Origin of the sequence: Paracoccus marinaquae (assembly GCF_018860165.1) — a bacterium.
GTDB lineage: Bacteria > Pseudomonadota > Alphaproteobacteria > Rhodobacterales > Rhodobacteraceae > Paracoccus > Paracoccus marinaquae.
The window spans coordinates 62,686-81,567 of the sequence record NZ_JAHKNG010000012.1; the positions used below are offsets into that span (position 1 = coordinate 62,686).

General features: G+C 65.6%; 18 protein-coding genes and 1 tRNA gene. 3 read left to right on the forward strand and 16 right to left on the reverse strand.

Features of this window, described 5'->3' with window-relative positions; genetic code table 11:
• Positions 1-3 precede the first annotated feature (3 nt).
• From nuoF to KNW02_RS09080, 13 genes are all read right to left on the reverse strand, one after another.
• Positions 4-1,299, reverse strand: coding sequence for an NADH-quinone oxidoreductase subunit NuoF (nuoF, locus tag KNW02_RS09020; protein WP_216032937.1), 1,296 nt, complete (start codon positions 1,297-1,299; stop codon positions 4-6).
• A 28-nt stretch (positions 1,300-1,327) separates the two neighbouring features.
• On the reverse strand, positions 1,328-1,543 hold the full coding sequence (locus KNW02_RS09025; RefSeq protein ID WP_216032938.1) for a DUF5337 domain-containing protein: 216 nt from the start codon (positions 1,541-1,543) through the stop codon (positions 1,328-1,330).
• A complete protein-coding gene (locus tag KNW02_RS09030; protein ID WP_216032939.1) occupies positions 1,543-2,187 on the reverse strand; it encodes a hypothetical protein in 645 nt (214 codons plus the stop codon). Before KNW02_RS09030 ends, KNW02_RS09025 begins: the two co-directional genes overlap by 1 nt.
• 31 nt (positions 2,188-2,218) lie before the next feature.
• Positions 2,219-3,319: an NADH-quinone oxidoreductase subunit NuoE gene (nuoE, locus tag KNW02_RS09035; RefSeq protein ID WP_216032940.1), complete on the reverse strand. Its 1,101-nt coding sequence runs from the start codon at positions 3,317-3,319 to the stop codon at positions 2,219-2,221.
• 7 nt (positions 3,320-3,326) lie between these two features.
• Positions 3,327-3,674: a hypothetical protein gene (locus KNW02_RS09040; RefSeq protein ID WP_216032941.1), complete on the reverse strand. Its 348-nt coding sequence runs from the start codon at positions 3,672-3,674 to the stop codon at positions 3,327-3,329.
• Positions 3,675-3,717: 43 nt separating this feature from the next.
• The gene (locus tag KNW02_RS09045) at positions 3,718-4,956 is read right to left on the reverse strand and encodes an NADH-quinone oxidoreductase subunit D (protein WP_216032942.1); all 1,239 of its coding nucleotides are present in this window, start codon (positions 4,954-4,956) and stop codon (positions 3,718-3,720) included.
• The gene (locus tag KNW02_RS09050; RefSeq protein WP_216032943.1) at positions 4,956-5,576 is read right to left on the reverse strand and encodes an NADH-quinone oxidoreductase subunit C; all 621 of its coding nucleotides are present in this window, start codon (positions 5,574-5,576) and stop codon (positions 4,956-4,958) included. Before KNW02_RS09050 ends, KNW02_RS09045 begins: the two co-directional genes overlap by 1 nt.
• Positions 5,577-5,580: 4 nt before the next feature.
• Positions 5,581-6,105, reverse strand: a complete 525-nt coding sequence (locus KNW02_RS09055) for a NuoB/complex I 20 kDa subunit family protein (RefSeq protein WP_216032982.1) — start codon at positions 6,103-6,105, stop codon at positions 5,581-5,583.
• A complete protein-coding gene (locus tag KNW02_RS09060) occupies positions 6,105-6,470 on the reverse strand; it encodes an NADH-quinone oxidoreductase subunit A (RefSeq protein WP_216032944.1) in 366 nt (121 codons plus the stop codon). Before KNW02_RS09060 ends, KNW02_RS09055 begins: the two co-directional genes overlap by 1 nt.
• Positions 6,471-6,639: 169 nt before the next feature.
• On the reverse strand, positions 6,640-6,864 hold the full coding sequence (locus tag KNW02_RS09065) for an anthrone oxygenase family protein (protein WP_489146122.1): 225 nt from the start codon (positions 6,862-6,864) through the stop codon (positions 6,640-6,642).
• A 138-nt stretch (positions 6,865-7,002) separates the two neighbouring features.
• Complete coding sequence (locus tag KNW02_RS09070) at positions 7,003-10,437, reverse strand: pyruvate carboxylase (protein ID WP_216032946.1); 3,435 nt, start codon at positions 10,435-10,437, stop codon at positions 7,003-7,005.
• 194 nt (positions 10,438-10,631) lie between these two features.
• The gene (locus tag KNW02_RS09075; protein ID WP_216032947.1) at positions 10,632-10,985 is read right to left on the reverse strand and encodes a GFA family protein; all 354 of its coding nucleotides are present in this window, start codon (positions 10,983-10,985) and stop codon (positions 10,632-10,634) included.
• A 48-nt stretch (positions 10,986-11,033) separates the two neighbouring features.
• Positions 11,034-11,516, reverse strand: coding sequence for a hypothetical protein (locus KNW02_RS09080; RefSeq protein ID WP_216032948.1), 483 nt, complete (start codon positions 11,514-11,516; stop codon positions 11,034-11,036).
• 148 nt (positions 11,517-11,664) lie between these two features.
• Here KNW02_RS09080 and uvrA point away from each other — a divergent pair, with 148 nt between their 5' ends.
• Entirely contained in the window at positions 11,665-14,523 is a 2,859-nt protein-coding gene (uvrA, locus tag KNW02_RS09085; protein WP_216032949.1) for an excinuclease ABC subunit UvrA, read from the forward strand.
• Positions 14,520-14,885 (forward strand): DUF4260 family protein, encoded by a 366-nt coding sequence (locus KNW02_RS09090; RefSeq protein ID WP_216032950.1) that lies wholly within the window; start codon positions 14,520-14,522, stop codon positions 14,883-14,885. The genes uvrA and KNW02_RS09090 overlap by 4 nt, the downstream gene beginning before the upstream one ends.
• Before the next feature lie 3 nt (positions 14,886-14,888).
• On the opposite strand, the gene KNW02_RS09095 is transcribed toward KNW02_RS09090, so the two are convergent.
• Entirely contained in the window at positions 14,889-15,311 is a 423-nt protein-coding gene (locus KNW02_RS09095) for a hypothetical protein (RefSeq protein ID WP_216032951.1), read from the reverse strand.
• Positions 15,304-15,915 carry a DUF5671 domain-containing protein gene (locus KNW02_RS09100; RefSeq protein ID WP_216032952.1) on the reverse strand — a complete coding sequence of 204 codons (612 nt, stop codon included), beginning with the start codon at positions 15,913-15,915 and terminating at the stop codon, positions 15,304-15,306. Before KNW02_RS09100 ends, KNW02_RS09095 begins: the two co-directional genes overlap by 8 nt.
• Before the next feature lie 150 nt (positions 15,916-16,065).
• On the opposite strand from KNW02_RS09100, the gene KNW02_RS09105 reads away from it, so the two are divergent.
• Positions 16,066-16,140, forward strand: a tRNA-Gly gene (locus KNW02_RS09105).
• A 154-nt stretch (positions 16,141-16,294) separates the two neighbouring features.
• Here the strand turns inward: KNW02_RS09105 and KNW02_RS09110 are convergent.
• Positions 16,295-18,796: a GcvT family protein gene (locus KNW02_RS09110; RefSeq protein ID WP_216032953.1), complete on the reverse strand. Its 2,502-nt coding sequence runs from the start codon at positions 18,794-18,796 to the stop codon at positions 16,295-16,297.
• Positions 18,797-18,882: the final 86 nt, after the last annotated feature.

Consider the following 18,882-nt stretch of genomic DNA (forward strand, 5'->3'; position numbering starts at 1 on the left):
TGCCTACTCCGCCGCCATTGCACCCATGCGTCCGGTCCGCTTGGCCTTGATCCGGTCCTCGATCTCTTCGCGGAAATTGCGGATCAGGCCCTGAATCGGCCAGGCCGCCGCGTCGCCAAGGGCGCAGATCGTGTGTCCCTCGACCTGTTTGGTCACATCATACAGCATGTCGATTTCCTCGACCTCGGCGTCGCCGCGCACCAGCCGCTCCATCACCCGCATCATCCAGCCGGTGCCCTCGCGGCAGGGCGTGCACTGCCCGCAGCTTTCATGCTTGAAGAATTTCGACAGCCGCCAGACCGCTTTGATGACATCGGTATCCTTGTCCATGACGATCATGCAGGCGGTGCCGAAACTGGATCTCAGCTCGCGCATGCCGTCGTAATCCATGATCGCGGTCTCGCACTGTTCCGCCGTCAGGATCGGGCAGGAGGCGCCGCCGGGGATCACCGCCTTGAGGTTCTTCCAGCCGCCGCGCACACCGCCGCCATGTTTTTCAATCAGCTCTTTCATGCTGATCGACATGGATTCCTCGACCACGCAGGGGTTGTTCAGATGGCCGGTCAGGCCATACAGCTTGACGCCCGCGTTGTTGGGCCGGCCGAACCCCGCGAACCATTCCGGGCCGCGACGCAGGATGGTCGGCACCACGGCGATGGATTCGACATTGTTCACCGTCGTCGGGCAGCCATAGAGACCCGCGCCCGCCGGAAACGGCGGCTTCATCCGCGGCATGCCCTTCTTGCCTTCAAGGCTTTCCAGCAGCGCGGTTTCCTCGCCGCAGATATAGGCGCCGGCGCCATGATGGATGTAGAAATCGAAATCCCAGCCCGAGCCGGCGGCATTGGCGCCCAGAAGGCCCGCGTCATAGCATTCGTCGACCGCTGCCTGCAGCGCCTCGCGTTCGCGGATGAACTCACCCCGGATATAGAGATAGGCGGCATGGGCGCCCATGGCGAAACTGGCGATCAGCGCGCCCTCGATCAGGGTATGCGGATCGTGGCGCATGATCTCGCGGTCCTTGCAGGTCGCCGGTTCGGATTCGTCGCCATTGATGACCAGATAGGACGGGCGACCATCGCTTTCCTTGGGCATGAAGGACCATTTCAGCCCGGTGGGAAAGCCCGCCCCGCCGCGGCCGCGCAGACCGGATGCCTTGACCTCGTCGACGATCTTGTCACGCCCGCGCTGGATGAGGGCAGCGGTGCCGTCCCAATGGCCGCGCTTCCGCGCGCCGGCAAGACTGCGGTCGCCCATGCCGTAGAGGTTGGTGAAAATGCGATCCTGGTCTTTCAGCATCTAACTATCAATCCTCATCACCCGGGCGTTACACGCCATTCCTGCGCCGCCAGATACGCCAGGTCACCAGCAGCGACCAGACAAAAGCACCGATTGCGGCAAGATCGGCCAGATAGGCCCATTTCGCCGCCCATCCATAACGGCCGCCAAGCCATTGAACCGCCAGCCAGAGAACCATCGTCACGGCAATGACCACGGCCGCCAGCCGCATCTGTCCCGTCTCCTGGCCGCCGTTCTCTGCCATCAGTAAACGTTACCTTCATCGACACGCTTAGAAAACTCGGTGTCGCCACCTGCGGCAAGAAGCCTCGCCTGTCCGACCCAGTCGTCGCTGCGGATGCGCCCGCCCATGCGGCCGATCAGTTCGGCGAAGCGATCCATCTCGGCCTCGTCCCAGGCCGCAATCTGCGCGAAACGGCGGATTCCGTTCGCCTGCAACAACTCTTCCAGCTTGGGACCGACGCCCTTGATCTTCTTCAGGTCATCCGCCGCATCGGGGACGGCTGCCGCCCCGGCCTGCGTTTCGGGGCGCCCGGCCCCGGCCGGCTTGACCGGATCGCCCTTGGGCGCGGCCGACGGGGCCGGCTCGGGCTTGTGCGCCGCCGGAGGCGGCGATGACGGCTTCGAGACGGGCTGCGCGTCCTGCGGCTCTGCCCGTGGCGTCGCCGCCGCCAGGGGCGCCGCCGGCTGCCATGCGGAAGCGTCATGCGCCGGCTCGCCGCCGCAGACCAGCCAGACCAGGAAGACGCCGAACAGGCCGGTCGCGATCAGCGCCAGAAACAGCGCCTCGAACCAGGCCAGCGGGCCGGTTCCGGCCAGGATCCAGACCAGCAGCCCCAGCCCCGCCGCGGCGATCCAGCAGCTCCTGTTACAGTTCGCATTCGGCATGTCCCTGTCCCCTTTTCAGGCAAGCGTTGCCCTATTCCTCGTCGTAGCGGCCATCCTCCTCGGCGCGGCGCGAAAACTCGGTCTCGCCGCCGGCGGCAAGAACCCTGGCCTGCGCCACCCATTCGTCCCTCGATGCCCGGCCCTTGAACCCTTCCAGATTGGCATCGACCCAGGCAAGCTCTGCCTCGCCCCAGCCGGCAACCTGATCGAAGTGAAAGAATCCCAGACTGTGCAGCAGGGCCTCGAGTTTCGGCCCGACCCCCTTGATCATCTTCAGGTCGTCGGCCGTGCCCCCCCTCGGGGCATCAAGGCCCTCGGGCCGGCGGCCGGCAACCTCTGCCGTGGCGACAGCCGCCTCGGCCGGGCGCGCTGCTGCCTTGGGCGCGCCGGTCTTGCCGCCCCGGTCATCGCCCGCCGCCTGCGGCCGCGCATCGCGCAGCCATTTCGTCAGGATCGGAACCTCGCTGCCGTCGATGCGCTTGACCGTCTCGCCGATATCGCGGGCCAGGGTCACGCTGGCATTCAGGTCATTGCCGGTCACCCCGGTCAGGCTGGTCAGCCCGCCCGCGGGTTCCGAGGCAAAGCGGCCGTTCTGCGGCCCCGGCAGCGGCACCTCGCCGGCCGAAAAGGCGTCGATCAGCGCCTCGAGCCGCGCGGGCGTCAGATCCTCGTAGAAATCCTTGCCGATCTGGGCCATCGGCGCGTTTGAGCAGGCACCGAGGCATTCGACCTCTTCCCAGCTGAACTTGCCGTCGGCCGACACCGTATGCGGCGTGGCGGCGATCCTGCGCTTGCAGACCTCGATCAGGTCCTCGGCCCCGCAGATCATGCAGGTCGTGGTGCCGCAAATCTGGATATTCGCCACCGAACCAACCGGTTGCAGCTGGAACATGAAGTAGAATGTGGCGACTTCCAGCACCCGGATATAGGGCATGCCCAGAAATTCGGCGCAATATTCGATGGCCGGGCGCGACAGCCAGCCCTCCTGCTCCTGCGCGCGCCACAGGACCGGAATGATCGCCGATTGCTGGCGACCTTCGGGGTACTTGGTCATCTGCGCCCGCGCCCATTCCAGATTGGCGGGGGTGAATTCGAAGCTGTCGGGTTGTTCGGGGCTAAGACGGCGAAGCATGAGACCCTCAGTTCATCGCGAAGAGCGACAGAAAGGCGGCGATGGCGGCAGCGCCGCCGACGACAAGATGAAGCCAGAACGGATGCCCCGCCCGGCGATAGATGAAGGCATCGCCAAGGCCGATGACGGCAATGGCGGTCAGCAGCCCGAACAGCACCCGCGGTGCCCCGAACCAGGACGCGATCAGCGCCAGCACCGCCAGCCCGGCATAGCGCACCAGCATGGCCTGCGGCAGCATCTCGACCCGGTGCTGTATCAGCTTCAGCCCCGATTCCTTATTGAAGGCCAGCAGCAGCGTGGTGGCCAGCAGCAGCAGCGCCACGATCCAGCCGATCCATGTCAGCAGCGTCTGCATCACGACCTCGGGTCCCCGGGGCACATATGTTCGGGGCGCGCGATCATCGGTCCACCTCGCCGAACACGATATCCATGGTGCCGATCAGGGCGCAGACATCGGCCAGCATATGCCCCCTGGACATGTGATCCATCGCCTGAAGGTGCAGGAAGCCCGGCGCCCGGATCTTGGCGCGATAGGGCCGGTTGGTGCCGTCGCTGACCAGATAGACGCCGAATTCACCCTTCGGCGCCTCGACCGCGGCGTAAACCTCGCCCGCCGGAACCTTGAAGCCTTCGGTGTAAAGCTTGAAGTGGTGGATCAGGCTTTCCATGTCGCGCTTCATCTCGGCGCGGCGCGGCGGGGTCAGCTTGCCGCGCGCCAGCACGTCGCCCGCGGGCTCGGCCCGCAGCTTGGCGATCGCCTGCCGCATGATGCCGGCCGATTGCAGCATCTCCTCCATCCGGATCAGATAGCGGTCATAGCAGTCGCCGTTCTTGCCGACGGGGATCTGGAACTCGAACTCGTCATAGCATTCATAGGGCTGGCTGCGCCGCAGGTCCCAGGCCAGCCCCGAACCGCGCGCCATGACCCCGGAAAAGCCCCAGTCCAGCACCTCCTGTTCCGAGACGATGCCGATATCCACCAGGCGTTGCTTGAAGATCCGGTTCTCGGTCAGCAGGGTATGCAGGTCGGCGACATGCTGCGGGAATTCGTCGATCCAGGTATCGATGTCGTCCAGCAGATCGGGCGGCAGATCCTGATGCACGCCGCCGGGCCGGAAATAGGCCGAATGCAGGCGCGCGCCGCAGGCCCGCTCGTAGAAGATCATCAGCTTCTCGCGGTCCTCGAAGCCCCAGACCGGCGGGGTCAGCGCGCCCACGTCCAGCGCGCCGGTGGTGATGTTCAACAGGTGGTTCAGGATCCGGCCGATCTCGGAATACAGCACCCGGATCAGGCTGGCGCGGCGCGGCACCACGGTGCCGGTCAGCTTCTCGATGGCGAGGCACCAGGCATGTTCCTGATTCATCGGCGCCACATAGTCGAGGCGATCGAAATACGGCAGGTTCTGCAGGTAGGTGCGGCTTTCCATCAGCTTCTCGGTGCCGCGATGCAGCAGCCCGATATGCGGGTCGGCCCGTTCGACAATCTCGCCGTCAAGCTCCAGCACCATGCGCAGAACGCCATGCGCCGCAGGGTGTTGCGGGCCGAAGTTGATGTTGAAGTTGCGGATGCGCTGCTCGCCCGTCAGCGTGTCGGCCGTGCCGTCGTCATAGACATTGTTGCGGATATCACCGTCCATCACTGCGCCCCCTGCTTTTCGTCGCCGGGCAGCACGTATTTCGCGCCCTCCCATGGCGAGAGGAAATCGAACTGGCGGTATTCCTGCACCAGATTGACCGGTTCATAGATCACGCGCTTCTCGGATTCGTCATAGCGGACCTCGACATAGCCTGTGGTCGGGAAGTCCTTGCGCAGGGGATGGCCGCGGAAGCCGTAATCGGTCAGCAGCCGGCGAAGGTCGGGATGGCCCGAGAAGAGAATTCCGAACATGTCGAAGATCTCGCGCTCGAACCAGTTGGCGGAGGGATGGATCCGGATCAGCGAGGGCACCACCTCGTCCTCGCGGATCGCCACCTTCACCCGGATCCGCAGGTTGTTGTGCATCGACAGGAAGTGCCAGACGATGTCGAAACGCTGCTGCCGTTCGGGATAGTCCACGGCGGTGATATCGACCAGGGAGGTGAACCGGCAGGCGCTGTCGCTGCGCAGGAACTCGGCCAGATCGACAATGCCGCTGATGGTCGAGGTGACCGTCAGCTCGTCGAACTCGACCGCGGCATCCAGCACATCGGCGCTGCGGCGCAGCCTGATATGCTCACCCAGTTGTTCCAGCGCGTCCAGATCGGGATAGGCTGCCATTCCGTTACCTCACCAGCGTGCCGGTGCGCCGGATCCGGCGCTGAAGTTGCAGGATGCCGTAGAGCAGCGCCTCGGCGGTCGGCGGGCAGCCGGGAACATAGATGTCGACCGGCACGATCCGGTCGCAGCCGCGCACCACCGAATAGCTGTAATGATAGTAGCCGCCGCCATTGGCGCAGGAGCCCATGCTGATGACATAGCGCGGCTCGGGCATCTGGTCATAGACCTTGCGCAGCGCCGGGGCCATCTTGTTGGTCAGGGTGCCGGCGACGATCATCAGGTCGGACTGGCGCGGCGAGGCCCGCGGCGCGGTGCCGAACCGTTCCAGATCATAGCGCGGCATCGAGACCTGCATCATCTCGACCGCGCAGCAGGCAAGACCGAAGGTCATCCAGTGCAGGCTGCCGTTGCGGCCCCAGTTGATGATCGCCTCGGTCGTGGTCAGCAGGAAACCCTTGTCCTGCAACTCGGCGTTCAGCGCCTTGGTCGCGTATTCGCGGTCGGGTCCGGCGGTATTCGCCCCGGTCATCACGCCCATTCCAGCGCCCCCTTCTTCCATTCATAGGCGAAGCCAACGGTCAGCACGGCCAGGAAGACCATCATCGACCAGAAGGCCACTTCGGACAACCCGGCGAAATTGGTCGCCCAGGGGAACAGGAAGGCCACTTCGAGGTCGAAGATGATGAACAGGATCGACACCAGATAGAAGCGCACGTCGAATTTCATCCGCGCATCGTCGAAGGCATTGAATCCGCACTCATAGGCGCTGACCTTCTCCGGATCCGGATTGCGGACCGCGATCACGACGGCGGCCAGAATCAGGATCAGCGCAAGGGCCGACGCCATTGCCGCAAAGACCAGAATGGGCAGATATTCCTGCAACAGATTTTCCACGGGCAAGATCCCCTTGTGGGCCGCGGGAAACCTGGCTGCCCCGCGACGGGTTGGCTATGGCCGGTTTAGACGCGACGGCCAGCCGGGTCAACGGGCGGCGGCCCGTGGCGGGGCCGCGAAAGGGCAGCTTTTTCATCCACTCGCAGGGTGGTCGCAGGTCTGGCGGCCGTCAACAGGTGGCGACCATCGCGACCGGCCGGGTCGCGGCCGCAGCAGCAAGGGCGATGCCGGTCAGCAGCAGCGCGCCACCCGCAGCCAGGCAGCGCAGGATGTTCCAGACCTGCCAGCGCGACGAATAGTCGCTCCAGACGCGCGCCGCCTCATCCGCCGGCAGCGGCAGTCCGACCGCCGCCAGCGCCTGATTCATCGGCACGTTGACCAGCATGGTCGGCAGAACCGCCGGGCCATCGGACTGATCCCGACCCCCGGCGCAGAGGCGCGCGAGGCCCGTTCGGCACGGGCGCTGCGCCGCTTGCGGCGCCTGCTGGACGGATCAGAGCAGGTCTGAATCCGTCCAGCAGGCGCGTCATGCCTATTCGATCTCGACCAGCAGGTCCTTGGCGTCGATCTGCTGGCCGGCATGGACATGGACCGCGGTGATGGTGCCGTCGCGGTCGGCATGAAGGCCGGTTTCCATCTTCATCGCCTCGATGGTCAGCAGCAGGTCGCCCTCATTGACCTTCTGCCCGGCCGAGACACCGACCGAGGCGACCACGCCCGGCATCGGAGCGCCGATATGCCCGTCCTTCGCCGGATCGGCCTTGGGCCGGACCACGGCGCTGCCCGCCAGCTTGCGGTTCGGCACCCGGATGGATCGCGGCTGGCCGTTCAGCTCGAAGAAGACCTTCACCTCGCCATTCTCGTCGGTCTCGCCGATGGCCTGCAGGCGGATTTCCAGAATCTTGCCGGGGTCGATCTCGGCCGTGATCTCCTGCCCCGGCTCCATCCCGTAGAAGAAGTTGCGCGTCGGCAGGGTGCGGACCGGGCCATAGATGCGGTGCCGGCCCATATAGTCGAGGAATACCTTGGGATACATCAGATATCCGTTCAGGTCCTCGTCATCGACCGTCTTGCCCTCGAGATCCGCCGAGAGCTTCGCCCGCGTCTCGTCCAGATCGACCGGCGCCAGATGCGCGCCGGGGCGGTCGGTGATCGGGGCCTCGCCCTTCAGCACCTTGGCCTGCAGCGCCGCCGGCCAGCCGCCCGGGGGCTGGCCCAGATTGCCGTGCATCATGTCGACGACCGAATCGGGAAAGCTGACCTCGACTGCCGGGTCCATGACCTGTGCCGGCGTCAGGTTCTGCGCCACCATCATCAGCGCCATGTCGCCCACCACCTTCGAGGACGGCGTGACCTTGACGATATCGCCGAACATCCGGTTCACATCGGCATAGGCCTGCGCCACCTCGTGCCAGCGATCCTCCAGCCCCATCGAGCGGGCCTGCGCCTTGAGATTGGTGAACTGCCCGCCCGGCATCTCGTGCAGATAGACCTCGGAGGCCGGGGCCTGCAGGCCGGATTCGAAGGCGGCGTAATTCTCGCGCACCCGTTCCCAGTAGTTGCTGATCGCGCGGATGGCGCCGATATCGAGGCCGGTATCGCGATCCGTGCCCGACAGCGCCTCGACGACGCTGCCAAGGGTCGGCTGGCTGGTATTGCCGGACAGCGCATCCATGGCGCAATCGACCGCATCGACGCCGGCGGCGGCGGCGGCAAGGATCGTCGCCCCGCCCATGCCGCTGGTGTCATGGGTGTGGAAATGCACCGGCAGCCCGACCTCGTCCTTCAGCGCCCGGATCAGCACCGAGGCCGCGCGCGGCTTCAGAAGCCCGGCCATGTCCTTCAGCCCCAGCACATGCGCCCCGGCGGATTTCAGATCCTTCGCCGTGTTTACATAATAGTGCAGGTCGTATTTCGACCGGTCCGGGTCCAGCATGTCGCCAGTATAGCAGACCGTGCCCTCGCAGATCTTGCCCGACTCGATCACCGCATCCATGGCGATGCGCATGTTCTCGACCCAGTTCAGGCTGTCGAAGACGCGGAACACGTCCACGCCGGTCGCCGCCGCCTGACGCACGAAGGCCTGCACGACATTGTCGGGATAGTTGGTATAGCCCACCCCGTTCGAGGCCCTGAGCAGCATCTGCGTCATCAGGTTCGGCATCGCCTGCCGGATGTCGCGCAGCCGCTGCCACGGACATTCCTGCAGGAACCGGTAGGCCACGTCGAAGGTCGCGCCGCCCCAGCATTCGACGCTGAACAGCTGCGGCAGGTTGGCGGCGTAAGAGGGCGCGACCCGGATCATGTCGATCGACCGCATCCGCGTCGCCAAGAGCGACTGATGCCCGTCGCGCATGGTCGTGTCGGTGATCAGCAACTGTGTCTGGGCCGCCATCCAGTCCGCCACGGCCTGGGCTCCCTTGTCCTCCAGCAACTGTCTTGTGCCGGGCATCGGGTCGGCCTTCGGCGCCGGCGGCACCGGCGGGCGCGGCTGGGCGGGCGGCAGGGCGCGTCCCACCGTCTCGGGGTGGCCGTTCACGGTGATGTCGGCAAGATAGGTCAGGATCTTGGTGGCCCGGTCACGGCGCTTGCGGAACTGGAACAGATCCGGCGTCGTGTCGATGAACTTGGTCGTGTAGGTGTCGTCCAGAAAGGTCGGGTGTTTCAGCAGGTTGATGACGAAATCGATATTCGTGCTGACGCCGCGCACGCGGAATTCGCGCAGGGCCCGGTCCATCCGCCGGATCGCCTGCTGCGGGGTCTGCGCCCAGGCGGTGACCTTGACCAGCAGCGAATCGTAATAGCGGGTGATGACGCCCCCCGAATAGGCGGTGCCGCCGTCCAGACGGATGCCCATGCCGGTCGCCGAGCGATAGGCCATGATCCGGCCGTAATCGGGGATGAAGTTGTTCTGCGGATCCTCGGTCGTGACCCGGCATTGCAGCGCATGGCCGGACAGTTCCACCCTGTCCTGCGCGGCGACGCCGGTCGCCTCGGCCAGGGTCGCGCCCTCGGCGATGCGGATCTGGGCCTGCACGATGTCGATGCCGGTGACCTCCTCGGTCACGGTATGTTCGACCTGCACCCGCGGATTCACCTCGATGAAGTAGAACCGGCTGCTGTCCATATCCATCAGGAACTCGACCGTGCCGGCATTCTGATAACCGACCGCCTGCCCGATCCGCAGCGCGAGGCCGCAGACCTCGGCCCGCTGTGCTTCAGTCAGATAGGGGGCGGGGGCGCGCTCCACGACCTTCTGGTTGCGGCGCTGCACGGTGCAGTCGCGTTCGTAAAGGTGATAAAGGCCGCCATGCGTGTCGCCCAAGAGTTGCACCTCGACATGGCGGGCGCGCAGGATCATCTTTTCCAGATAGCCCTCGCCATTGCCGAAGGCGGCCTCGGCCTCGCGCCGGCCCTCGCGGACCTTCTCGACCAGTTCCTCGGGGCCGTTGATCGGGCGCATCCCGCGCCCGCCGCCGCCCCAAGACGCCTTCAGCATCAGCGGATAGCCGATCCCGGCGGCCTCCTGCTTGATGGCGTCGAAATCATCGCCCAGAACCTCGGTCGCGGGGATCACCGGCACGCCCGCCTTGATCGCCACGCGCCGGGCACTGGCCTTGTCGCCAAGCGCGCGCATGGTGTCGGCTTTCGGGCCGATGAAGGTGATCCCGGCCGCGACGCAGGCATCGACGAAATCCGGGTTCTCGGACAGCAGCCCATAGCCCGGATGGATCGCGTCGGCGCCGCTTTCGCGGGCCACCCGGATGATCTCGGGGACCGATAGATAGGCCGCGACCGGGCCCAGCCCCTCGCCGATCCGGTAGGCCTCGTCGGCCTTGAAGCGGTGCAGGCCCAGCTTGTCCTCTTCGGCGAAGACCGCGACCGTCTTCTTGCCAAGCTCGTTGGCGGCGCGCATTACCCGGATCGCAATCTCGCCGCGATTGGCAACCAGAATCTTGTTGAACATGACCGTCCCCCGTTCACGAATCGCGGCATCCTAGCGATGCTGCGCCGCAGCGCAAGCGATAGCGCTAGCAATCAGACCGAAGCGCCGGCCACGATCGGGCAAACTTACCGGATCATCGCTGAAATGACAGCAGGACTGCGAAGGGCGAAGACGATTTTCCGACAGGATTCGGCGTCACGCAGGACGGGGCGGGTTCAGAAGCTTGCACCGTCCACATGCTGAGGCACCAGTGCCCGCGGGTTCACCCCGTCCAGACAATTGACATTGACCGCCGCCACCTCGCCCATCTGCGGATGACTGCCATAGGCATAGGATTCGACCCCGCAGACCGGGCAGAACAGATGCGCGATCTGCTGCCTGTTGAAGCGGAATTCGGTCACCGGCCCGTCCTTCACCAGCCGGAAATCGCCGCGCGGCACGAAGGTCAGCACGAATCCCATCCGCTGGCAGCGCGAGCAGTTGCAGGTCAGGGTCTGATCCAGATCGGCCTCGACCTCGAAGGTGATGGCGCCGCATTGGCAGCCGCCGGTGTAATGTTGCTTGGCCATGTTGCCCTCCCGTGAACGGGAACAAGGCTAGGTCACGCGCGCGTGCTGTCAACGGATCTCGAAGGAGACCACGCCCTTGACATATCGCGCCCCGCGGGCATCGCCCGGCGACACCATGCGCAACCCGTCGCTGATCGGCGCGCCATCCAGCGTCAGCCCGACCATGATCGGGCGGTTGCCGAATTCCGGCGCGATTTCGCCGATGGAAAAGGCGACCTGATGCCCGTCGCTGGCCGTCACCAGAACCACCCGCCGCAGCGCCGCCTTGAGGTCGTCATCAAGCGCGGTCCGGGCGGCAATGATATCCCACAACAGCACACCGCCATAGCGACCGCTCTGCGGCCCCTTGCTGCTTTCAAAGCTGGTCTCCACCTCCCGGCTCGGCAGCGCGGCAAGCGTTTCCGGGGTAATTTCGGCCGATACAAGATCGGGTCCCGTCAGTTCGGCCCGGATCACCTGGGCGGCGACGGGCGCCGGACCGATCAGCATCACGGACAGGGCAGCGGCCAGAGCGGTGACAGAACGGGGCATGATCGCCTCTCCGATTGGATATGTACTGATAAACATATAGCCCCGCAGGCAGTCCGCAATTGGAATTTCGTTCTCTTTATGTTCCGATTATCCTGTTGCGTTTTCCACTCATGCGACTATCTGTGCCCTGATCGGTCGAGGCATGCCCATGGAACAGAAGTTCATCGAAGTGCGCGGTGCGCGCGAGCATAATCTGAAAGGCGTGGACATGGACATCCCGCGCGACCGGCTGGTGGTGATCACCGGCCTGTCGGGCAGCGGCAAGTCCTCGCTCGCCTTCGACACCATCTATGCCGAGGGCCAGCGGCGCTATGTCGAAAGCCTGTCGGCCTATGCGCGGCAGTTCCTCGACATGATGGGCAAGCCCGATGTGGACCATATCAGCGGCCTGTCGCCCGCGATCAGCATCGAGCAGAAGACGACAAGCAAGAACCCCCGCTCGACCGTCGGCACGGTGACCGAGATCTACGACTATCTGCGGCTTCTCTTCGCCCGCGCCGGCACCCCCTATTCGCCTGCCACCGGCCTGCCGATCGAGGCGCAGCAGGTGCAGGACATGGTCGACCGGATCATGGCCATGGACGAGGGCACCCGCGCCTATCTGCTGGCCCCGATCGTGCGCGACCGCAAGGGCGAGTATAGGAAGGAATTTCTCGAACTCAGGAAACAGGGCTTCCAGCGCGTCAAGGTGAACGGCGCCTTCCATGAACTGGACGAACCCCCGACCCTCGACAAGAAGTTCCGCCACAATATCGACGTGGTGGTGGACCGTCTGGTCGTGCGCGAGGGGCTGGAGACGCGGCTGGCCGACAGCCTGCGCACCGCGCTGGATCTGGCCGATGGCATCGCTGTGCTGGAAACCGCGCCGGCCGAGGGCGAGCCCGAACGGATCACCTTCAGCGAGAATTTCGCCTGCCCCGTCAGCGGCTTCACCATCCCCGAGATCGAGCCGCGGCTGTTTTCCTTTAACGCCCCCTTCGGCGCCTGCCCGGTCTGCGACGGGCTGGGGGTGGAACTGTTCTTCGATGAACGGCTGGTGGTGCCCGATGCCGCGCTGTCCATCGCCAAGGGCGCCATCGCGCCATGGGCCAAGTCGAAATCGGCCTATCTGACCCAGACCATCAACGCGCTGGCCAAACATTACGGCTTCGACAAGAAAACCGCCTGGAAGGACCTGCCCGAGGCGGTGCAGCGCCTGTTCCTCCATGGCTCGGGCGAGGAACAGATCAAGTTCCGCTTCGACGATGCCGGCCGGGTCTACGAGATCAGCCGCGTCTTCGAGGGCGTCATCCCCAACATGGAACGCCGGCTGCGCGAATCCGACAGCCAATGGGTGCGCGAGGAGTTCGAGCGCTATCAGAACAACCGCCCCTGCGGCGCCTGCGGGGGCTACCGGCTGAAGCCCGAGGCGCTGGCGGTGAAGATCGCCGGCAATCATGTCGGCGAGGTGGTGCAACTGTCGATCCGCGAGGCGCTGGCCTGGATCGAGGCCGCCCCCGACACCCTGTCAAAGCAGAAGAACGAAATCGCCGCCGCCATTCTGAAGGAAATCCGCGAAAGGCTTGGTTTTCTTGTGAATGTCGGCCTCGACTACCTGACGCTGTCGCGCGCCGCCGGCACCCTGTCGGGTGGCGAAAGCCAGCGGATCCGCCTGGCCAGTCAGATCGGCAGCGGGCTGACCGGGGTGCTGTATGTGCTGGACGAGCCCAGCATCGGGCTGCATCAGCGCGACAACGACCGGCTGCTGAAAACGCTGATGAACCTGCGCGATCAGGGCAATTCGGTGATCGTCGTCGAACATGACGAGGACGCCATCCGCCATGCCGATTACGTCTTCGACATGGGGCCGGGCGCGGGCGTTCATGGCGGCACCGTGGTCAGCCATGGCAGGCCCGAAGAGATTGCCGCCGATCCCGCCAGCCTGACCGGGCAATACCTGTCCGGCGCGCGCGAGATCGCAGTGCCGAACGGACGCCGCAAGGGCAATGGCAAGACGGTCACGGTGGTCGGCGCGACCGGCAACAACCTGAAGGAAGTCACCGCGGAATTCCCGCTGGGCAGGTTCATCTGCGTCACCGGCGTCTCGGGCGGCGGCAAATCGACCCTGACCATCGAGACCCTGTTCAAGACCGCCAGCCTGCGACTGAACGGCGCGCGCCAGACCCCCGCCCCCTGCGAGACGATCAGGGGGCTGGAACATCTGGACAAGGTCATCGACATCGACCAGCGCCCCATCGGCCGCACGCCGAGGTCGAACCCCGCCACCTATACCGGCGCCTTCACCCCGATCCGCGACTGGTTCGCCGGCCTGCCCGAGGCGAAGGCCCGCGGCTATAAGCCCGGACGCTTCAGCTTCAACGTCAAGGGCGGCCGCTGCGAGGCCTGTCAGGGCGATGGCGTCATCAAGATCGAGATGCATTTCCTGCCCGATGTCTATGTCGAATGCGAGACCTGCAAGGGCAAGCGCTACAATCGCGAAACGCTGGAAATTCACTTCAAAGGCAAAAGCATAGCCGATGTTCTTGACATGACGGTCGAGGATGCGCAGCAGTTCTTTTCCGCCGTGCCGGCGATCCGCGAAAAGATGGATGCGCTGATGCAGGTCGGGCTTGGCTATATCAAGGTCGGCCAGCAGGCCACGACGCTGTCGGGCGGCGAGGCGCAGCGGGTGAAACTCAGCAAGGAACTGTCGCGCCGGTCCACCGGGCGCACGCTCTATATCCTCGACGAGCCGACGACCGGCCTGCATTTCGAGGATGTGCGCAAGCTTCTGGAGGTGCTGCATCACCTTGTCGAAGAGGGTAATACCGTGGTGGTGATCGAGCATAACCTCGATGTCATCAAGACCGCCGACCACATCATCGATATCGGCCCCGAGGGCGGCGATGGCGGCGGCCGGATCATCGCCACCGGCACGCCCGAGGATGTGGCGCTGATCGAGGCCAGCCATACCGGCCGCTATCTTGCCCCGATGCTGAAGACCGCCCGGGTGCGGGCCGCCGAATGAGCCCGGTCCTGTGGCAACGGATCGAGGGCGGGCTGGTCTTCGCCACCGCCATCGCGCTGACCGGGGCGATGCAGCCGGGCTGGCCGCTGTGGCTCTGGCCGCTGGCGCTGTTGGCGCCGGATCTGGCGATGCTGGGCTATCTGGCCGGACCGCGGATCGGCGCGGCGATCTATAACGCCGCGCATCTCTATGCCTGCGGCCTGATCCTGGCGCTGCTGGGGTTGCTGGCCGGCCGGCCCGATCTGATCGCCGCCGGCGCGATCTGGCTGGCCCATGTCGGCATCGACCGCGCCCTGGGCTATGGGCTGAAATCGCCCGTGGGTTTCCGGCAGACGCATCTGGGCAGGATCGGCCCGCGATAGGCGTCAGCCCTCGGGGCGATAGCTGGATCCGGGCAGGTTCATCACCCGGCATCCCTCGGCGTCGAAATTCTCGCCCGCGCGGATGATTTCACCCTCGCCCCGCGCGATCTCGAAGCTGGCGCAGAGCCGCAGGTTTTCGTCGTCGATCTGCTCGATCCGGTAGGGCTCGCCGGTTTCGCGGTCGGTCAGTTGCGGCTGATCCGGGCAGGCGGCGGTGGTCTCGATCCGCGCATCCAGCGACCCGCGTTTACGCGCCAGACAATCCAGTTGCGCCTCCAGCGCCCAGAGATCGGACCGGCGCATCTCGTCGCGCCGCTCGGCCCTGCCCTGCCCCGGGCCGCCGCCGATCAGCACCCCGCCCAGGATCGCGCCGATCCCCATCGCCGCGATCGAGACCGTCGCCCCGCCCTTCGCCCGCCTAGCCATCCATCTCGTCCCTGTAATAGGCGAAGACCAGCCCGCCCATCAGCGCGACCAGCAGGGCCTTGGCGGCAAAGCGCAGCGTCAGGTCGCCGCTGAGGAAGGCATAGACCACCGCCACCAGATCACCCAGCAGCACCAGTATCGCGACCAGCATGGTCACCGAGGCCACCCAGCGCCGCGCCAGGGACCGCTGACGCGCGGACTCATCACCCTCGCGGTTCAGGCGCCGGTTCAGAAACAGGAACAGCGGCAGGAAGGCGATCAGCGCCGAGGTCGACCAGCGCATGCCGAATCCGCCATAGCCGGGGTCATAGGGATCGGGGATCAGGCTGTCGATGATGCCGAAACCCAGCACCACGACATGCCACGAAACCATCCCCAGAGAGATGAACAGCAGCCCGTAAAGCAGCGCCTCGCGCGCCGAGACATAGGCCGAGGGGCGCGGCACCGGCGGCAGGCCGGGCGTGTCGGCCCAACCGGCCAGCGCCTCGTCGATCTCGGGCGCGGTCCAGCCCGCGGCAGCCAGCGCCGCGCGCAAGGCCGGCCGGTCGGCGCCCGCCGCCAGCCCGTCACGGACGAAATCGGATAGTTGGTCGTTCGCTCTCATCGCGCCTCCGCAAGTGCGGCCACGATCCCGGATCTACCTGCCAAGTCAATCAGGAAAAAATCCGGCTGGCGCGGCTTTTCCCCTTGCGCCCATCCGCGCAGTCCCATAAATCACCGCTCACCGAAGGCAGAGCGCCATCGGGAACAGGATGCGGGCGTAGCTCAGGGGTAGAGCATAACCTTGCCAAGGTTAGGGTCGTGAGTTCGAATCTCATCGCCCGCTCCAACATACAAAAAGGCCGGTCCCTCGGGTCCGGCCTTTTGCATTTCCCTCGCTGACCGCAGGCCGGCTGAGCCGGCCGGCGGGCATCTCGCGCGCGCGCCCCGCATGACGGGCAGACCGCCGTCATGCGAAGCGTCCGGCCCTTCGTGACCGCCGCTCAGCCGTCCACGCGGATACGGGCGTTCTGCGGATCATAGGGGCTGTCCTCGGCCACCTCGGCATCCCACAATTCGCGGAACATGCGCAGCTTCAGCCTTGTTCCCGGCGCGGCCAGATCGGGGCGGACATAGCCCATGCCGATCGACTTGCCGAAACCCACCGAATAGCCGCCCGAGGTCAAACGTCCGACTTTTTCGCCATTCAGGAACAGCGCCTCGCGCCCCCAGGGATCGGCATCGGCCGGCCCGTCGATCAGCAGCGTGACGCATTGGCTGCGGATGCCCTTGGCCTGCATCGCCGCCTTGCCGCGGAACTCCTTGTCCAGATCGACAAAACGGTCCAGCCCGGCCTCCAGCGGGGTGGCGTCACGGCCCAGTTCGGTGCCGAAGGCGCGATAGCTTTTTTCCTGCCGCAACCAGTTCTGCGCCCGCGCGCCGACCAGCTTCAGCCCCGAAGGCTCGCCCGCCTCCATCAGCCGGTCGAACAGGTGGTTCTGCATCTCGATCGGGTGATGCAACTCCCATCCCAACTCGCCGGTATAGGCCACGCGGATGGCATTCACCGGCACCATGCTCAGCTCGATCCGCCGGGCCGAAAGCCAGGGGAAGCGCTTGTTCGACAGCGCCGTCTCGGGCAGGGCATCGCCGATCAACCGGCCCAGGATGTCGCGCGAGGCGGGGCCGGCGATGGCGAAGACGCCCCATTGCGTGGTCACTTCGTGGATCGAGACGAAGGCGCCGCCCGAGGCCATGAAATCCTCGGCCGACTGCCGCAGATGATCGCCGTCATAGGCCGCCCAGGCGCCCGCCGAGACAAGGTAATATTCATTCTCGGCCAGCCGCACGATGGTGTATTCGGTCCGCGTCGTGCCCGCCTCGGTCAGCGCATAGGTCAGATTGATGCGACCGACCTTTGGCAGCCGGTTGGTGGTGAACCAGTCGAGAAAGGCTGTCGCGCCCGGCCCGCTGACCATATGCTTGGCGAAGGCCGTCGCGTCGATCAGCCCGGCGGCGTTGCGGATGGCCTCGGCCTCGGCCTTCGCATATTGCCACCAGCCGCCGCGGCGAAAGCTGCGGGCCTCGTGGTCGAAACCTGCCGGCGCCGCCACGGGGCCGAAATAGTTCGGCCGCTCCCAGCCATTGACCTGCCCGAACTGCGCGCCCCGTGCCTTCTGCCGGTCATAGGCGGGCGAGGTGCGCAACGGCCGGCAGGCCTCGCGCTCTTCATCCGGGTGGTGCAGGACAAAGACATGCTCATAGCATTCCTCGTTCTTGCGCGCCGCATATTCGGTGGTCATCCAACTGCCGTAACGGCGCGGGTCCAGCGCCGCCATGTCGATCTCGGCCTCGCCCTCGACCATCATCTGCGCAAGGTAATGGCCGGTGCCGCCGGCGGCGGTGATGCCGAAGCTGAAGCCCTCGGCCAGCCACATGTTGCGCAGCCCGGGCGCCGGGCCGACCAGCGGGTTGCCGTCGGGGGTATAGCAGATCGGGCCGTTGAAGTCGTCCTTCAGCCCGACCTCTTCCGAGGACGGAAGCCGGTGGATCATGGACATGTATTCCTCTTCGATCCGCTCCAGATCCAGCGGGAACAGATCGGCGCGGAAACTGCCCGGCACGTCATAGAGGAAACGCGCCGGCGCGTTCCGTTCATAGGGGCCGAGGATCCAGCCGCCGCGTTCCTCGCGCACATACCATTTCGCGTCGGCATCGCGCAGCACCGGATGCTCGGGATTGCCCTCGGCGCGCCATTTCGCCAGCGCCGGGTCGGGTTCGGTGACGATATACTGATGCTCGACCGGGATCGCCGGGATCCTGATGCCCAGAAGCCGCGCGGTGCGCTGCGCGTGGTTGCCGGTGGCGGTCACCACATGTTCGGCATGGATGTCGAACACCTCGCCCGAGGGGACCAGATTGCCGCCCTTCTCGACCATCTTCTCGCAAGTCACGACCCATTCGCTGCCGGTCCAGCGATAGGCATTGACCTGCACCTTGCGCTCGATGGAACAGCCGGCCATGCGCGCCCCCTTGGCCAAGGCCTGGGTCACGTCGGCGGGATTGATATAGCCGTCGGTCGGGTGGAACAGCGCGCCTTTCAGATCTTCGGTGCGGACCAGTGGCCAGCGCTCCCGGATCTGGGCGGGCGTCAGGAATTCATGCTCGATCCCGATGGTCTCGGCGGTGGCGGAATACAGCATGTATTCGTCCATCCGCGCGTCGGTCTGGGCCATGCGCAGGTTGCCGCAGCGGGTGAAACCGGCGTTCAGCCCGGTCTCGGCCTCAAGCCATGCATAGAGCCTGACCGAATAGTCGTGGATATGGCTGGTCGCATAGCCCATGTTGAACAGCGGCAGCAGCCCCGCCGCATGCCAGGTCGAACCGGCGGTCAACTCGTCACGCTCGACCAGCAGCGTCTCCCAGCCGGCCTTGGCCAGATGATAGGCGATGCCGCAGCCGACCGCGCCGCCTCCGACGACCAGAACCTTCACTTGCGTCTTCATTCGCGGCGTCTCCTCTGGCCTGCTGTCCTTCCATGTTACTGCCAGAGCCATCACCCTCCGGTCCCATCGCCCCGACCTTTGGCGGC

Excerpts from the sequence above, each read along its gene's own strand:
- KNW02_RS09055 (WP_216032982.1), bottom strand. The coding sequence starts at position 6,105 with ATGACCGGGGCGAATACCGCCGGACCCGACCGCGAATACGCGACCAAG.
- KNW02_RS09030 (WP_216032939.1), bottom strand. The coding sequence starts at position 2,187 with ATGCCGAATGCGAACTGTAACAGGAGCTGCTGGATCGCCGCGGCGGGG.
- KNW02_RS09040 (WP_216032941.1), bottom strand. The coding sequence starts at position 3,674 with ATGCAGACGCTGCTGACATGGATCGGCTGGATCGTGGCGCTGCTGCTG.
- nuoE (WP_216032940.1), bottom strand. The coding sequence starts at position 3,319 with ATGCTTCGCCGTCTTAGCCCCGAACAACCCGACAGCTTCGAATTCACC.
- nuoF (WP_216032937.1), bottom strand. The coding sequence starts at position 1,299 with ATGCTGAAAGACCAGGATCGCATTTTCACCAACCTCTACGGCATGGGC.
- KNW02_RS09070 (WP_216032946.1), bottom strand. The coding sequence starts at position 10,437 with ATGTTCAACAAGATTCTGGTTGCCAATCGCGGCGAGATTGCGATCCGG.
- KNW02_RS09095 (WP_216032951.1), bottom strand. The coding sequence starts at position 15,311 with ATGGCTAGGCGGGCGAAGGGCGGGGCGACGGTCTCGATCGCGGCGATG.
- uvrA (WP_216032949.1), top strand. The coding sequence starts at position 11,665 with ATGGAACAGAAGTTCATCGAAGTGCGCGGTGCGCGCGAGCATAATCTG.
- KNW02_RS09090 (WP_216032950.1), top strand. The coding sequence starts at position 14,520 with ATGAGCCCGGTCCTGTGGCAACGGATCGAGGGCGGGCTGGTCTTCGCC.
- KNW02_RS09075 (WP_216032947.1), bottom strand. The coding sequence starts at position 10,985 with ATGGCCAAGCAACATTACACCGGCGGCTGCCAATGCGGCGCCATCACC.
- KNW02_RS09100 (WP_216032952.1), bottom strand. The coding sequence starts at position 15,915 with ATGAGAGCGAACGACCAACTATCCGATTTCGTCCGTGACGGGCTGGCG.
- KNW02_RS09110 (WP_216032953.1), bottom strand. The coding sequence starts at position 18,796 with ATGAAGACGCAAGTGAAGGTTCTGGTCGTCGGAGGCGGCGCGGTCGGC.
- KNW02_RS09080 (WP_216032948.1), bottom strand. The coding sequence starts at position 11,516 with ATGCCCCGTTCTGTCACCGCTCTGGCCGCTGCCCTGTCCGTGATGCTG.
- KNW02_RS09050 (WP_216032943.1), bottom strand. The coding sequence starts at position 5,576 with ATGGCAGCCTATCCCGATCTGGACGCGCTGGAACAACTGGGTGAGCAT.
- KNW02_RS09045 (WP_216032942.1), bottom strand. The coding sequence starts at position 4,956 with ATGGACGGTGATATCCGCAACAATGTCTATGACGACGGCACGGCCGAC.
- KNW02_RS09025 (WP_216032938.1), bottom strand. The coding sequence starts at position 1,543 with ATGGCAGAGAACGGCGGCCAGGAGACGGGACAGATGCGGCTGGCGGCC.